14 protein-coding genes are annotated in these 14751 nt (G+C 64.4%); 1 reads left to right on the top strand and 13 read right to left on the bottom strand.

Annotated features, from left to right (window positions below):
- Window positions 1-2196 (top strand): hybrid sensor histidine kinase/response regulator, encoded by a 2196-nt coding sequence (locus tag VK792_RS10560; protein ID WP_326297448.1) that lies wholly within the window; start codon window positions 1-3, stop codon window positions 2194-2196.
- A 5-nt stretch (window positions 2197-2201) separates the two neighbouring features.
- On the opposite strand, the gene VK792_RS10555 is transcribed toward VK792_RS10560, so the two are convergent.
- From VK792_RS10555 to VK792_RS10495, 13 genes are all read right to left on the bottom strand, one after another.
- The gene (locus VK792_RS10555) at window positions 2202-2555 is read right to left on the bottom strand and encodes a DUF779 domain-containing protein (RefSeq protein WP_326297447.1); all 354 of its coding nucleotides are present in this window, start codon (window positions 2553-2555) and stop codon (window positions 2202-2204) included.
- Between the two features lie 96 nt (window positions 2556-2651).
- Window positions 2652-4172 (bottom strand): aldehyde dehydrogenase, encoded by a 1521-nt coding sequence (gene adh / locus VK792_RS10550; RefSeq protein ID WP_435404842.1) that lies wholly within the window; start codon window positions 4170-4172, stop codon window positions 2652-2654.
- A 364-nt stretch (window positions 4173-4536) separates the two neighbouring features.
- Complete coding sequence (locus tag VK792_RS10545; protein WP_326297445.1) at window positions 4537-5172, bottom strand: ABC transporter ATP-binding protein; 636 nt, start codon at window positions 5170-5172, stop codon at window positions 4537-4539.
- Entirely contained in the window at window positions 5169-5909 is a 741-nt protein-coding gene (locus tag VK792_RS10540; RefSeq protein WP_326297444.1) for an ABC transporter permease, read from the bottom strand. Before VK792_RS10540 ends, VK792_RS10545 begins: the two co-directional genes overlap by 4 nt.
- Window position 5910: 1 nt before the next feature.
- Window positions 5911-6879, bottom strand: a complete 969-nt coding sequence (locus tag VK792_RS10535; RefSeq protein WP_326297443.1) for an ABC transporter substrate-binding protein — start codon at window positions 6877-6879, stop codon at window positions 5911-5913.
- Between the two features lie 155 nt (window positions 6880-7034).
- Window positions 7035-7742 (bottom strand): HAD-IA family hydrolase, encoded by a 708-nt coding sequence (locus VK792_RS10530; RefSeq protein ID WP_326297442.1) that lies wholly within the window; start codon window positions 7740-7742, stop codon window positions 7035-7037.
- Complete coding sequence (gph, locus tag VK792_RS10525; RefSeq protein ID WP_326297441.1) at window positions 7739-8395, bottom strand: phosphoglycolate phosphatase; 657 nt, start codon at window positions 8393-8395, stop codon at window positions 7739-7741. The genes VK792_RS10530 and gph overlap by 4 nt, the downstream gene beginning before the upstream one ends.
- A gap of 2 nt (window positions 8396-8397) precedes the next feature.
- Window positions 8398-8952, bottom strand: a complete 555-nt coding sequence (locus VK792_RS10520) for a thioredoxin family protein (protein WP_326297440.1) — start codon at window positions 8950-8952, stop codon at window positions 8398-8400.
- Between the two features lie 3 nt (window positions 8953-8955).
- Entirely contained in the window at window positions 8956-9654 is a 699-nt protein-coding gene (rpe, locus tag VK792_RS10515) for a ribulose-phosphate 3-epimerase (protein ID WP_326297439.1), read from the bottom strand.
- 72 nt (window positions 9655-9726) lie between these two features.
- Window positions 9727-10809 carry a class II fructose-bisphosphate aldolase gene (gene fba, locus VK792_RS10510; RefSeq protein ID WP_326297438.1) on the bottom strand — a complete coding sequence of 361 codons (1083 nt, stop codon included), beginning with the start codon at window positions 10807-10809 and terminating at the stop codon, window positions 9727-9729.
- 28 nt (window positions 10810-10837) lie between these two features.
- Window positions 10838-11842 carry a type I glyceraldehyde-3-phosphate dehydrogenase gene (gene gap, locus VK792_RS10505; protein WP_326297437.1) on the bottom strand — a complete coding sequence of 335 codons (1005 nt, stop codon included), beginning with the start codon at window positions 11840-11842 and terminating at the stop codon, window positions 10838-10840.
- 11 nt (window positions 11843-11853) lie between these two features.
- A complete protein-coding gene (gene tkt / locus VK792_RS10500; protein ID WP_326297436.1) occupies window positions 11854-13842 on the bottom strand; it encodes a transketolase in 1989 nt (662 codons plus the stop codon).
- Window positions 13843-13854: 12 nt separating this feature from the next.
- Window positions 13855-14727, bottom strand: a complete 873-nt coding sequence (locus VK792_RS10495) for a phosphoribulokinase (protein WP_326297435.1) — start codon at window positions 14725-14727, stop codon at window positions 13855-13857.
- Window positions 14728-14751 lie beyond the last annotated feature (24 nt).

The raw sequence follows: 14751 nt of genomic DNA, 5'->3' as shown, positions 1-14751 counted from the left end.
ATGCTGACAAGCCTTATCAACGACGCGGATTCGCTTGAGCGCCAAAACGAAAAGCTGCGCAAGATCACCGAGGCGCTGATGCGCCGCGTCGAGCAAAGCACCGACGATTCCGGGGCCGCCTATGCCCAGTTCCAGCGCGCCGCGATGCTGGAAGAGGTCGTGCGCGACCGCACCCGCGAACTGGAACGCACGCTGGAATTGCTGAACGTTTCGAACGCGAAGCTGGCCAGCGCCAATGCCGAGGCAGAAGAGGCGCGCGCCAACCTCGCCAACGCGATCGAAACCGTGCAGGAAGGGTTCGCGCTGTTCGATGCCGAGGAACGGCTGGTCATGTGCAACAGCCGCTTCGGCAAGCACATGCGCGACATCTATCACCTGTTCCGCCCCGGGCTGGCCTTTGCCGATTACGTCCGGCTGGTGTCGCGCAGCCCTTACCTGTCCCTGCCCGATGGCGAAACGCCGGAAAACTGGGCCGCACAGCGGATGCTGCGGCACCGCGACAACCACGTTGTGTTCAATGCCCGCATGGCCGGCAGCCGCTGGTTGCAAGTCAGTGAACACCGCACGCCGGACGGCGGCACCGTGGTGCTGCAAACCGACGTGACCGACATCATGCGGCTGGAGCGGCAGGAACGCGAGCGCCTGCTGGACGACCAGGACAAGCTGATCCGCGCCACGCTGGAACACCTGAACCAGGGGGTCTGCATCTTCGACCGGCAAGGACGCCTTCTGGGCTGGAACCGGCGCGCGGGGGAATTGCTGTCGATCCCGATCAACCGGTTTCACCTGGGCGCGTTCTTCGGCACGCTCTATGACCGCATCCGGTCGGAACTGCGTTTCATCGACCATGCCGACGAACGCAGCATCGAGGACTGGGTCGCCCATTCCACCCGGCGTGTGCCGCTGTCGTTCGAAATCGGCATCGGCAGCCGGACCCTGGCCGTCTTTGCCCAACAAATGCCGAACGAAGGCTTCGTGATGAGCTTTACCGACATCACGTCGGAACGCGACGCGATCCGCGCGGTGAACGAAGTGAACGAAACGCTGGAACGGCGGGTCGCGGAACGCACGCTGGAATTGCAGGATGCGCTGCGGGTGGCCGAACGCGCCAACGCGTCGAAATCGCGCTTCGTCGCAGCGGCCAGCCATGACCTGCTGCAACCACTGTCGGCAGCCAAGCTATATGTCGCCTCGCTGGAAAACGATGTGCATTCGCCAGAGCTGGCCGAACGGCTGTCGAAAGCCAGCAGCGCGCTGGCCAGCGTGGAAAACATCCTTGGTGCGCTTCTGGACATTTCGAAACTGGACTCCGGGCGGACCGAACTGAACGTCGGCGCGGTTTCTCTTGGGGTGATGCTTGACCAGCTCAGGGACGAATTGCAGCCCATGGCCGAACGCAAAGGCCTGCGGTTCCGCATGGTGCCGACGCGGGCCTTTGCCCAAAGCGATGCCACCTATCTGCGCCGCATCCTGCAAAACCTGCTGTCGAACGCGATCCGCTATACCCAGACCGGCAAGGTCCTTGTCGGGGCACGTCGCACCGCCCGCACCCTGCGGGTCGAGATCTGGGATACCGGCCCCGGCATCCCAGACAACCAGCAGGACCGCGTCTTTGACGAATTCCACCGGCTCGACGCCGCCAGCAGCGCCGAAGACCTGGGGCTGGGCCTTGCCATCGTCGAACGCGCCTGCCGGCTGCTGGGCCACCCGCTGCGACTGCGCTCAGAGGTCGGCAAGGGCACGGTGTTTTCCGTCGAACTGCCACTTGCCGCCCCCGACGGGCTGCCAAAACCCGACGACAGCGGATCAGCCACCGGCATCGGCAGCCTGCACAACCGCATCGTCCTGCTGATCGAAAACGACGACAACCTGCGCAATGCCATCACCCTGACGCTGGAAGGCTGGGGCATCGACGCCCTGCCCTGTGCCGGGCTGGAAGAGGCAGAAACGCTGTTGGATGAAATCGACATCGCCCCAGATGCGATCCTGGCCGATTACCAGCTGGATCACGGGACGTTCGGCACCGATGCGATCCAGCGGCTCAAGGACCGCTATGGCCCGCTGCCGTCCTGCGTGATCACCGCCAACCGCGCGCCCGACCTGCAACAGACCTGCGACCGGATCGGCGCCGCGCTGCTGCACAAGCCGCTGAACCTGGCCGACCTGCGCCGGTTCCTGACGCAGGCCGTGGCCTGACCCCCCTATCGGATGCAGACATCCGACCGGGTCAGAAAGCGCCAGTCCGTCCCGTTGTCGAGCGAGAACATCCCGCCGATCCCCCGGATCGCATCGATCACAAGGTCGGTATGCTTCCACTTTTCGTACTGTTCGCCGTTCATGTAGAACGGAACGCCGCCGATCCGCCCGACCATCACGTCATAGTCCCCGACGATGTAGTCGCCTTGCGCGAAACACATCGGTGCCGACCCGTCGCAGCAGCCCCCCGATTGGTGAAACAGCAAGTCCGCCCCGTGGCGCGCCTTGATCTGGTCCAGCAGGTCCAGCGCGGCGGGGGTTGCGGTCACCGTCATCTCTGACACTTTTGCCTGTGGCATCGTAGGCTCCTTTCCATGGTCTGCAAAAACATACACCGGCCCCACCACGGGGGCGGGACCGGCCAGGAAGGTCAGAACTGACCCAGGGAGGTGGTTTCAGAAGAACCCGAGCGCATTGGGGCTGTAGCTGACCAGCAGGTTCTTGGTCTGGCGGTAGTGATCCAGCATCATCTTGTGGGTCTCGCGGCCGATGCCCGACTGCTTGTATCCGCCAAAGGCCGCATGCGCCGGATAGGCGTGGTAGCAGTTGGTCCAGACCCGGCCGGCCTGGATTTCGCGGCCGAACTGGAAGGCGCGGTTGCCATTGCGGGTCCAGACGCCGGCACCAAGGCCGTACAGCGTGTCATTGGCGATTTCCAGCGCCTCGGCGTCGTCCTTGAAGGTCGTGACCGACAGCACCGGGCCAAAGATCTCTTCCTGGAAAATCCGCATCTTGTTGTCGCCCTTGAACACGGTCGGAGTGATGTAGTTGCCGCCCTCAAGACCCGCCAGCGTGGCGACGTCGCCGCCGCACAGCACCTCGGCCCCTTCGTCCTTGCCCAGTTGCAGATAGGAACTGATCTTTTCCTTTTGCTCGGTCGAGGCCTGGGCGCCGATCATCGTACCCATTTCAAGCGGGTTGCCTTGCTTGATCGCCTTCACCCGTTCGATGGCGCGGGCGATGAAATCGTCATAGATCGATTCCTGGATCAACGCGCGGCTCGGGCAGGTGCAGACCTCGCCCTGGTTCAGCGCAAACATGGCAAAGCCTTCCAGGCATTTGTCGAAATAGGTGTCGTCGGCATCCATCACGTCGGCAAAGAAGATGTTGGGCGACTTGCCCCCCAGTTCCAGCGTCACCGGGATCAGGTTCTGGCTGGCATATTGCATGATCAGCCGGCCGGTGGTGGTTTCGCCGGTGAAGGCGATCTTGGCGATCCGGTTGGAGCTGGCCAGCGGCTTGCCTGCCTCAAGGCCGAAACCGTTGACCACGTTCAGCACGCCCGCAGGCAGAACGTCAGCGATCAGTTCCATCAGCACCATGATCGACGCCGGGGTCTGTTCCGCAGGCTTCAGCACCACGCAATTGCCCGCTGCCAGCGCCGGGGCCAGTTTCCAGATCGCCATCAGCAGCGGAAAGTTCCACGGGATGATCTGGCCGACGACGCCCAGCGGCTCGGGGATGTGATAGGCATAGGTGGTCGCGTCGATTTCCGAGATATGCCCTTCTTCGGCGCGGATGCAGCCCGCGAAATACCGCCAGTGGTCGATCCCCAGCGCCACGTCGGCGGCGATGGATTCCCGGATCGGCTTGCCATTGTCCAGCGTTTCCGCCGCCGCCAGCAGGTTGATGTTGGCCTCCATGATGTCCGCGATCTTCAGCAGCATGTTCGACCGTTCCGTGGTCGAGGTCTTGCCCCAGGCCGGGAACGCCGCATGTGCCGCGTCCAGGGCTGCGTCGATGTCATCGGCGTTCGACCGGGCGCATTCGCAGATCACTTCGCCGGTGATCGGCGTGGTGTTTTCGAAATACTGGCCCGACTTCGGCTCGACGAACTGGCCGTTGATGAAGTTGCCGTAACGCGCCTTGAACGGGAACGCGACCCCAAGGTGCGTGGTATCGAGAGCGGCGCTCATCTGGCGTGCGGATTGTACGTTCATGTCAGTCCTCCCATGGAACAGTGATGTTGAATTCAGCGTCCCGGAGGGGATGAGCAGCGGCTCTGCGCACCCGGTCTCCGGCGATGGTTTGGACCTTATGAGCGACGGATGAAGGGGCAAATTGGACCATGGTCGTAGCGGCTTTTCCCTGGATCGCACGGGGGGCCCACACCGGGGGAAGCCGGGACAATTCCCAAGTATATTTCATCACATAAATATATCTTTTTCAGTCGGTTGTGCGCCGCTTTCAATCTATCGCATCAGCAGCCGCCCGGCTTTCCGATCTCACCGGATGCGACCAAAGCACAAGGCCCGACCGCCCCCTTTCAAGCGGTCCGGATCAGTCGCCGGAAACCGCACGCCGCAAAGGCTCTAACCGGCTTTCCAACGGCACCAGCCGGGCCGGTTGGCCGATCAGCCGGTACGACTTGTCGGCCAGCATCTGCGCCTCGTTCAGGCTGTGCGTGACAAGCAGGCAGGTCGCGCCACGGCCCCGCACCGCGCGGCGGATCAGCATCGCCATGTCCGCGACCAGCGCGGGGTCAAGCGACGCGAAGGGTTCATCAAGCAGCAGCACCTGCGGCTCTGCCGCCAGCGCGCGGGCGATGGACAGGCGGCGTTGCTGACCAAGCGACAGCTGGCCGGGGAACAGATGCGCTTTGCCTGACAGCCCGACCTCTGCCAGCAGGTCAAGGGCACCGGCCCGAGACACACCCGTCATCAGCGTCAGGTTCTTGACCACGCTGCGCCATTTCAACAGCGCGGGTTCCTGGAACACCACGCCCAGACGCCCGGGCACCTGCCGCGTGCCGTCAAACGCGCTGTCCAATCCCGCCACGATCCGCAGAAGCGTGGACTTGCCCACCCCCGACGGCCCCAGGATCGCTGCGGTTTCACCCGGTGGCACCAACAGTTCCATCGGACCCAGCACCGGCACAGCGCCTTGCCCCTTGCGGTTCAGCGAGACCCGGATCACGCCAGCCTCCAGCGGTTGGCGCGGGCTTCCCACGGGCGCAGGATCGCGCCTTCGACACACAGCATCACCACCACGAAGCAGAGCGCATAGGCCAGCACCAGTCCCACGTCGAACAGTTGAAACCCGAGGTGGATCTGAAAGCCGACCCCGTCCGGGCGGCCCAGGAATTCCACCACCAGCACGATCTTCCAGATCAGCGCCAGCCCGGACCGGCCGGCGGCGGCGATCTGCGGGGCCATCTGCGGCAGCATCACGTCGCGCAGCACGATCACCGCAGACGGACGGTAGACCCGTACCATCGCCGACAGTTGGGCATCCACCGCCCGCGCGCCTTCGCGGATCATCAATGTCACCATCGGGATCTTGTTCAGCGCGACCGCGGTGATCGCCGCGACCTCGTTCAGCCCGATCCAGACATAGCACAGCACGATCACCACCAGCGCGGGCAGGTTCAGCATCACCACCAGCAGGTTGTCGACCCAGGCATTCAGCCCCGGCCTGCGCCCCAGCGCCAGCCCGGCGGCCAGCCCCGCAGACATGGCCAGCAGAAAGGCCGCGGTAACGCGGCCCAGCGTGGCGATCATGTGGTGGGCCAAATCCCCGTTGCGCGCTTCGGTCACGATGATCCCGCCCACGGTCAACGGCGTGGGCAGGGTCTGCGGGTCGGCCACCCAATGCGCCGCCAGCGCCCAGGCACCCAGCATGATCAGCAAAGAGGCTGCGCGACCGACCCACATGTCAGTTCAGCGGCTGGACAAAGACGCCCTCGGGCAGACTGTCCGCCGCGCCGACCAGCTTTTCGCCCCCCAGTTCGGCCATCAGGTGCAGCATCTTCGCGGCGGCGTCGGTGTCGATCGGACCGGGGGCCGGGATCCCGGCCAGAAACCCGGCTTTCAGCGCCGCGAAATCGGCATCTGATGCGGCCCGCATCATCGGGCGCAAACGGTCCCACGCGGCGGGATCGGTGGCCAGCGCATCCTTGGCTGCGCGCGAGGCGGCGACAAACCCCGCGACAAGCTCGGGGTGTTCGGCCACCATCGCCCCGTGAAAGACATAGCCCAGCAGCGGCACCTCCGGGTCCAGCCCCAGCGCCATGGCCGCGTCGGACACGGTGATCAGCGGGCGCATGCCCTTGGCCTCCATCTTTGCGGCGAAGTGCCAGAAATTGATCGCCCCGTCGATGTCACCCGACAGGCCCGCCTTGAAAATCAGCGGCGGCGCGCCGAAGACCTGTTCGGTTTCCGCCGCAAGGTCCATGCCATACGCCTGCCGGGCATAGGCGCGCAGGATCAGCCAGCTTTTGTCGACGGGCCCGCCCGCGATGCCGATCTTGCGGCCTGCCATGTCGGCCAGTGTCCGTGCCGGGTCGTCCGCGGCAACCAGCAGCGCCCCCACCGCCTTGGAATAGGGCACGAAGACGTAATCCTTGCCGGCCGCGCGCTGCCGCGCCACCCAGATCCAGTCGGCCACCATAAGATCGGCCTCGCCCGCCTGGAACGCGATGCGGGTCGCGGGGTTGCCCGCCATGCCTTGCACCTGCAAATCGAACCCGTTCGCGGCGTCGAACCCGTTGTGCTTGATCGTGTCCAGTTCCCAGTTCACCGTGCCGGTTTCCAGCATGGCGGCGCGCAGCACCGGCATATCCGCCTGGGCCAGCGTGGTCGCGCCCAGCCACAGGGCCGCGGCGCACAGGATGTGCTTGAGCATGGTATGTCCTCCCTTGCGGCGGGGCCGGACAGGCACCGCGCCTCGGGTCAGACTAGGCAAGCCACGCGGGCACGGAAATTCCACTTTGGTCTTAGGCGGCAAACGCAAAAGCGCCCGGCACGCGGGGCCGGGCGCTTTCAGCATCGACGAAAGGCTCAGGCGTTGGCACCCTGCCCCATCGCGTCGGCCAGAACCTCGGGCCAGTGCGGTTCCGTCAGGTCCGCGATGATCGCCACGGCGCCGCTGAAATCATCCGTTTCGGTATAGGCCGACGGGGTGACGATGGTGGCGATCCCCGCCCCCGTGGCGGACAGCACACCGTTGCGGCTGTCCTCGAACGCCAGCGCCTTGTCGGCGGTGATGCCCAGCCGGTCCAGCGCAAGCTGGAACACGTCGGGCGCGGGTTTCTTGGCGGCGACCTCGTCGCCGGCGGCGATGACCTCGAACACCTCTTCCGCCTCTTTGCCCCAGCAGGACCGGCACAGCGCCTCGACGTTCGGGCGGTTGGTGGTGGTGGCCACGGCCACGCGCAGACCGGCCGCGCGCGCCCGGAAGATCAGGTCGGCCACGCCGGGGCGCAGCCCCAGCCCGCCGCTTTCGACCAGCGCGGCATAGCGCGCGGTCTTTTCCTTGTGCAGCGCCGCGATCGTGTCGTCGTCGGGGCCGTCCAGCCCCTCGGCATCGCGATGGGCGCGCATCCGTTCCTTGCCGCCGGTGGTCTTCAGCAGCCGGGTGTAATCCGCGCGTGTCCAGTGCCAGCCCATGTCATGGGCGTCGAAGGTCTGGTTGAACGCGGCGCGATGCGCCTCTTCGGTTTCCGAAAGCGTGCCGTCCACGTCGAAGATCAGCGCCTCGATCGTCATGCGGCATCCACCAGCATCTGCGCCACGATCCCCGGAAGGTCGGCAAAGTCGGAAAACGCCACGTCATGCGGCATCTCGGCGACCGGCTGCTTGCGGTAGCCTTCGGTAAACAGCAGGAACGGCACCTTGGCGTTCACAGCGGTGCCCGCGTCCACGTCGCTGTCCCCGACATAAAGCATCGGGCCATCGCCCAGCGCCTCGAACGCGGCGAACAGCGGCGCCGGGTCGGGCTTGTGCGTGGGCAGGCTGTCGCCGCCCCAGAACGTGTCGAAATAGCCATCGAGCTTCAGGTGCTTCAGTACCGCGTGGGTCGGGCGGATCGGCTTGTTGGTGCAAATGCCAAGGATATGCCCCTCGGCCTTCAGCGCCTTCAGCGCGGCTTCGACATGGGGGTACGGCACGGTCAGGTTGACCGCATCGTCATAGCGCCCGACGAAGGCCTCGTGCAGCCGGTCCTGCTCGCTGTCGGGAATGCCGCAGGCCAGGCGCATTTTCTTGACGAACACCGCCGCGCCGTTGCCGATGAAATCGCGCGCCTGGGCCAGCGTGATCGGGTCGATCCCCTCTTCGGCCAGCAGGGCATTGGCGATGCCGTGAATGTCCGGCGCGCTGTCGATCAGCGTGCCGTCTAGGTCGAATACGATACGGGCCATGGTTATGCCGCCTTCCATTTGATTGAACACCCCATGGAGGGGATCTGATCCGCGGGCCCCTGACCGGTTTCGGCAACCTGCTTCATCGCCTCGAACAGGTCGCGGCGCAGGTCGGGCGGGCCGGCTTCTTTGCGGCTGGCATCCAGGCGGCCGCGGTATTGCAGACCAAGCCCGGCGTCGAAGCCGAAGAAATCCGGCGTACAGGCCGCGTCATAGGCGCGGGCGACGTCCTGGCTTTCGTCATAGAGATAGGGGAAGGTAAAGCCGCGATCTTGGGCGAAGACTTTCATGTTGTCAAAGCTGTCCGCGGGATAGCTTTCGGCGTCATTGGCGCTGATCGCGACCACGCCGATGCCCATGGCCTGCAGGTCGCGCGCATCGCGCAGGATGCGGTCCATCACGGCCAGCACATAGGGGCAGTGGTTGCAGATGAACATCACCAGCGTGCCCTTTTCACCCTTCACGTCGGCAAGGGTCCAGGTCTTGCCGTCGGTGCCGGGCAGCGCGAAATCCGCCGCCGCCCAGCCGAAGTCACAGACAGGGGGGGTAACCGCCATGCCTCAGGCCGCCTTCAGCGCGCCTTCCGCGGCGTCGCGGATCGCGCGGATGTTGGCGCCATAGACATCGGGGTTGTCGACAGACCCGCCCTTGAACACGGCAGAGCCCGCAACGAAGCAATCGGCCCCGGCAGCAACCAGCGGGCCAACGGTGGTCGGATCGACACCGCCATCCACCTGGATGTGGATTTCACGGTCGCCGATCATTTCACGCACCTGGCGCACCTTTTCGATACTGGTGGGGATGAACTTCTGACCGCCGAAACCGGGGTTGACGCTCATCACCAGAACCATGTCGACGAGGTCCAGCAGCTCGGAAATGACCGATGCGGGGGTGCCCGGGTTCAGGCTGATGCCGCATTTGACGCCCTGCGCCTTGATCGCCTGAAGCGTGCGGTGCGGGTGCGGGCCGGCTTCCCAGTGGGCGACGATCATGTCGGCACCGGCCTCGGCATAGGCCTCGATATAAGGGTCCACCGGGGCGATCATCAGGTGCACGTCCATGAAGGTCTTGACGTGCGGGCGGAACGCCTTGACGGCGGGCGGGCCGAAAGTGAGGTTCGGCACGAAATGGCCGTCCATCACGTCGACATGGACCCAGTCGGCGCCCTGCGCCTCGATGGCGCGGATCTCGGCACCGAAATTGGCAAAATCGGCGGACAGGATCGACGGGGCGATCTTGATCGAACGGTCAAAGGACATCTTGCCACTCCTCCTTGGGCAATGTTGCTGGCACGGCGGGGGTAGCCCCGCCATGCCGCTCTTGGCAAGCCGTTACTCGGCTGCGGCTTTCGGCGCCACCTGCGGGTCAAGTGCGCCCGAGGCATAGCGCTTGGCCATTTCGTCCTGGTCGATGACCTTGATCTTGGACGCGTTGCCGGCGGTGCCGAACCGTTCGAAACGATCCAGGCACAGCTTTTCCATTTCCTGCATGGCGGGGATGGTGAACTTGCGCGGGTCGAATTCGGTCTTTTTCTCCATCGCAACCTTGCGGAACTGGCCGGTGATGGCCATCCGGTTGTCGGTGTCGATGTTGACCTTGCGCACACCCGACTTGATGCCGCGCTCGATTTCCTCGACCGGCACGCCGTAGGTCTGGGGCATCTCGCCGCCGAAATCGTTGATCAGGTCCTGCAGGTATTGCGGCACCGACGACGAACCGTGCATGACAAGGTGCACGTCCGGGATACGGGCGTGGATTTCCTCGATCCGCGAAATCGCGAGCGTTTCGCCGGTCGGTTTGGAACTGAACTTGTACGCCCCGTGCGACGTGCCGCAGGCAATCGCCAGCGCGTCGACCTTGGTCATCTTGACGAACTCGGCCGCCTCGTCCGGGTCGGTCAGCAACTGGTCATGGCTGAGCTTGCCTTCGGCACCCGAACCATCTTCCTGCGCTGCCTCGCCGGTTTCCAGAGAACCCAGAACACCCAGTTCGCCTTCGACAGACGCACCGACCCAATGCGCCATCTCGGCCACGCGGCGGGTGATGTCGACGTTGTAGTCCCAGTCGGCGGGGGTCTTCATGTCAGCCTTGAGCGAGCCGTCCATCATCACCGAGGTGAAGCCGTGCTTGATCGCCGACAGGCAGGTCTGTTCGTTGTTGCCATGGTCCTGGTGCATACAGATCGGAATGTCGGGATACATTTCCGACAGGGCCTGGATCATGTGGCTCAGCATGATGTCGCCGGCATAGGACCGGGCGCCGCGGCTGGCCTGCATGATGACCGGGCTGTCACATTTCTGCGCCGCCTGCATGATTGCAAGGCCCTGTTCCATGTTGTTGATATTGAAGGCCGGAACGCCATAGCCGTACTCGGCGGCGTGATCCAGCAGCTGGCGCAGGGTGATGAGTGCCATTTGTCGTTCTCTCCTGTCTGTTCCGGTCTCAGCCGATCACGCGGCCCATGTGCACGGCGTTGTCTGCCATGCGGCAGCTGAAGCCCCATTCGTTGTCGTACCACGCCATCACGCGCACCAGCCGCGTGCCCATGATCTTGGTCTGGTCACTGGCAAAGTTGCAGCTGTGGCTGTCGTGGTTGTAGTCGACCGACACTTTGGGCTCGGTCTCATAGCTCATCACGCCATGCATGGAGCCGGCGGCGGCCTCGGCCATGATCTCGTTGATGTCGGCGACGGTCACGTCCTTGCTGGCGACAAAGGTCAGGTCGACGGCAGAGACATTCGGCGTCGGCACCCGGATCGCAGAGCCGTCCAGCTTGCCCTTCAACTCTGGCAGCACTTCGCCAATCGCGGCGGCGGCCCCGGTCGAGGTCGGGATCAGCGACATCGCCGCAGCGCGGGCGCGGTACAGGTCCTTGTGGCGACGGTCCAGCGTCGGCTGATCGCCGGTGTAGCTGTGCACGGTGGTCATGATGCCCTGCTCGATGCCGATTGTGTCGTTCAGGACCTTGGCCATAGGCGCCAGGCAGTTTGTGGTGCAAGAGCCGTTCGACACGAAAATCTGGTCCTTGGTCAGATCGCGGTGGTTCACACCAAAGACCATGGTCTTGTCCACGCCCTTGGCCGGGGCCGAGATCAGCACCGACTTGGCGCCGTTCTTGACGTGAATCTGGGTCTGCTCCTTCGAGTTGAACACACCCGAGCATTCCAGCACCACGTCGCAGCCCGACCAGTCCAGTTCTTCGGGGTTGTAGGTCGACATCACCTCGATCGGACCGTTGCCCACGTCCATGGTGTTGCCGTCCACCCGGATATCGCCGCGGAACCGGCCATGAACCGAGTCATACCGCAGCAGGTGGGCGTTGGTTTCAATCGGCCCGGTGGCGTTCATCTTGACGACCTGAATGTCGTTCCGGCCGCTTTCTGCAATGTGGTTGAAGGTACAGCGGCCAATCCGGCCCATACCATTGATACCAATCTTGATCGTCATGGATTATGTCCTCACTTGCAAAGGCTGCGCGCCAGGTCGGCGGTGGCCTCGGGGGTGATGCCAAAATGGCGGTAAAGCTCGGGCGCCGGGGCCGATGCCCCGAAACCGGTCATGCCGACAAACCCGTCTTCGGGGCGCAGCAGCAGGTCCCAGCCCTGGCGGATGGCGGCTTCGATCCCGATCCGGGGCGCATCGCCCAGAACCTCGGCGTGATAGGCCGCGTCCTGCTTGGCGAAAAGCTCGAAACACGGGGCCGAGACCACCGCCGCCTTGATCCCGTCGCTGGCCAGCGCTTCGGCGGCTGCGATGGCGATCTCGACCTCAGAGCCGGTGGCGATCAGGGTCACGTCGCGGGCACCATCGGTGTCGCGCAGGACGTAGGCGCCCTTGGCGGTCAAGTTCGCGTCGCTGTGCGTGGTGCGCACGGTCGGCAGGTTCTGCCGCGACAGGCACAACGCGGAGGGCGTGGTTTCCTCGGTCATCGCGATCTGCCAGGCCTCGGCGGTTTCCACGGTATCGGCGGGGCGGAACACCAGCATGTTCGGCATGGCGCGCAGGCTGGCGACGGTTTCCACCGGCTGGTGGGTCGGCCCGTCTTCGCCCAACCCGATCGAGTCGTGGGTCAGCACATAGGCCACCGGCACCCCCATCAGCGCCGACAGGCGCATCGAGCCGCGCATGTAGTCGGCAAAGGCCAGGAAGGTGCCGCCATAGGGCTTCAGCCCACCGTGCAGCGCGATCCCGTTCATCGCCGCGGCCATGCCGTGTTCCCGGATGCCATAGTGCATGTAGTTGCCGCTGTAGTCCGCCGACTTGACCGGGGTCATGCCCGAGGTCTTGGTGTTGTTCGAGCCGGTCAGGTCGGCAGACCCGCCCACGGTGTTGGGCAGGCAGCCATTGACCACCTCCAGCGCCATTTCGCTGGACTTGCGGGTGGCAACCTTGGGGGCGCTTTCGCTGATCTGGTGCTTGAATGCGTTGATCGAGGCGTCCAGCGCGGCGGCATCCACCGGCGCGAAATCGGCGCGGAACGCGTCTTTCTTGTCGCTCTTGGCCAGGCGCGCAACCCAGGCTTCGCGGGCCGCGCGACCGCGGGCAGCAATCGCGTGCCAACCGTCATAGACCTCTTGCGGCATTTCGAACGGCGGCAGGTCCCAGCCCATGCCTTCGCGGGCAGCGGCGATTTCCGCGTCACCCAGCGGCGCGCCGTGAACCGAATGGCTGCCCTGCTTGTTGGGCGCGCCGAAACCGATGATGGTCTTGCAGGCGATCATCGAAGGACGGTCATCGGCGCGGGCGGCCTCGATCGCCTTGGCGACGGCGTCGGGGTCGTGGCCATCGACGCCCTGCACGTGCCAGCCGCTGGCGGCAAAGCGCGCCTGCTGGTCGGTCGAGGTCGACATGTCGGTGCCACCGTCGATGGTAATGCCGTTGTCATCCCACAGCACAATCAGGCGGCCCAGCTTCATGTGGCCGGCCATGTCGATGGCTTCGTGGCTGATGCCTTCCATCAGGCAGCCGTCGCCCGCGATCACATATGTATAGTGATCGACCAGGTCGTCGCCATACCGGGCGTTCAGCATGCGTTCGGCCAGCGCCATGCCAACTGCGGTCGAAATCCCCTGCCCCAGCGGGCCGGTGGTGGTTTCGATGCCCTTGGCGTGACCATATTCCGGATGACCCGCGGTGCGCGCGCCCATCTGGCGGAAGTTGCGCAACTGGTCCATGTCCATGTCGTCATAGCCCAGCAGGTGGTTTATGGCATAGACCAGCATCGATCCGTGGCCCGCGCTCATGACAAAGCGGTCGCGGTCGGCCCATTTGTCGGCGCTGGGGTCGATGTTCATGAACCGGTTGAACAGGACGGTGGCGACATCGGCCATGCCCATGGGCGCACCGGGGTGGCCCGAATTGGCGGCCTGAACCGCGTCCATGGCCAGAACGCGAATGGCATTGGCCATCAGTTGTTCCGACGCGACTGGCGTGCTGTGGGTGTTCATGGCGTCTCCTCCTCAGGCGCGCTTGGATTCGTGGACCAGACGGTGAACCATCGGCGTAAAGATCAGCTGCATCGCCAGGTCCATCTTGCCGCCCGGGATGACGATCGAGTTCGCACGGCTCATCCAGCTGTCGTGGATCATCGAGGTCAGATACGGGAAGTCGATGCCGCGCGGGTTCTTGAACCGGATCACGACAAGGCTTTCGTCGGCGGTGGGGATCCAGCGGGCGCAGAACGGATCCGAGGTATCGACCACCGGCACGCGCTGGAAGTTCACGTCGGTTTCGATGAACTGCGGGCAGATGCAGTGCACATAGGCGTGCATGCGGCGTAGGATCGTGTCGGTCACCGCCTCGGTGGTATAGCCACGCTGCGCCTTGTCGCGGTGGATCTTCTGGATCCACTCCAGGTTGATGACCGGCACCACGCCGATTTTCAGATCGGCGTATTTGGCCAGGTTGACCTCTTCGTTCACAACCGCGCCGTGCAGGCCTTCGTAGAACAGCAGGTCAGACCCGTCCTCGAAGGACGACCACTCGGTGAACGTGCCGGGGGCGGCGCCGTAACGCTCGGCTTCGTTGTCGTCATGGATATAGTGGCGGGTTTCGCCCTTGCCGGTTTCGCCGTAGGTGCGGAACACTTCTTCCAGCTTGGCCAGTTCGTTGGCGTCGTACGAGAAGTGGCTGAACGTCTGGTCGCCTTCTTCATAGCGGCGCTGAAGCTCTGCCTTCATCGCGGCGCGGTCAAAGCGGTGGAAGGCGTCGCCTTCGATCGAAACCGCGTTGAACCCTTCGCGGCGGAAGATCTGGTCGAAGGTGGATTTCACCGTGGTGGTGCCTGCGCCAGAGGAACCGGTGACGGAAATGATCGGATGCTTGCGTGACATGGGTATTCCTTTGGGAAAACGGTC

Source organism: Mesobacterium hydrothermale (assembly GCF_035818635.1).
GTDB lineage: Bacteria > Pseudomonadota > Alphaproteobacteria > Rhodobacterales > Rhodobacteraceae > Mesobacterium_A > Mesobacterium_A hydrothermale.
The sequence above is the reverse complement of the archived record's forward strand: the minus strand, read 5'-3'. Positions and strand labels throughout refer to the sequence as shown.

What these genes read in the sequence shown, in the direction of transcription:
- gap (WP_326297437.1), bottom strand. Translation starts at nt 11,842, where the DNA reads ATGACGATCAAGATTGGTATCAATGGTATGGGCCGGATTGGCCGCTGT.
- VK792_RS10535 (WP_326297443.1), bottom strand. Translation starts at nt 6,879, where the DNA reads ATGCTCAAGCACATCCTGTGCGCCGCGGCCCTGTGGCTGGGCGCGACC.
- VK792_RS10555 (WP_326297447.1), bottom strand. Translation starts at nt 2,555, where the DNA reads ATGCCACAGGCAAAAGTGTCAGAGATGACGGTGACCGCAACCCCCGCC.
- adh (WP_435404842.1), bottom strand. Translation starts at nt 4,172, where the DNA reads ATGAGCGCCGCTCTCGATACCACGCACCTTGGGGTCGCGTTCCCGTTC.
- rpe (WP_326297439.1), bottom strand. Translation starts at nt 9,654, where the DNA reads ATGTCCTTTGACCGTTCGATCAAGATCGCCCCGTCGATCCTGTCCGCC.
- VK792_RS10530 (WP_326297442.1), bottom strand. Translation starts at nt 7,742, where the DNA reads ATGACGATCGAGGCGCTGATCTTCGACGTGGACGGCACGCTTTCGGAA.
- VK792_RS10560 (WP_326297448.1), top strand. Translation starts at nt 1, where the DNA reads ATGCTGACAAGCCTTATCAACGACGCGGATTCGCTTGAGCGCCAAAAC.
- gph (WP_326297441.1), bottom strand. Translation starts at nt 8,395, where the DNA reads ATGGCCCGTATCGTATTCGACCTAGACGGCACGCTGATCGACAGCGCG.
- tkt (WP_326297436.1), bottom strand. Translation starts at nt 13,842, where the DNA reads ATGAACACCCACAGCACGCCAGTCGCGTCGGAACAACTGATGGCCAAT.
- fba (WP_326297438.1), bottom strand. Translation starts at nt 10,809, where the DNA reads ATGGCACTCATCACCCTGCGCCAGCTGCTGGATCACGCCGCCGAGTAC.
- VK792_RS10495 (WP_326297435.1), bottom strand. Translation starts at nt 14,727, where the DNA reads ATGTCACGCAAGCATCCGATCATTTCCGTCACCGGTTCCTCTGGCGCA.
- VK792_RS10540 (WP_326297444.1), bottom strand. Translation starts at nt 5,909, where the DNA reads ATGTGGGTCGGTCGCGCAGCCTCTTTGCTGATCATGCTGGGTGCCTGG.
- VK792_RS10520 (WP_326297440.1), bottom strand. Translation starts at nt 8,952, where the DNA reads ATGGCGGTTACCCCCCCTGTCTGTGACTTCGGCTGGGCGGCGGCGGAT.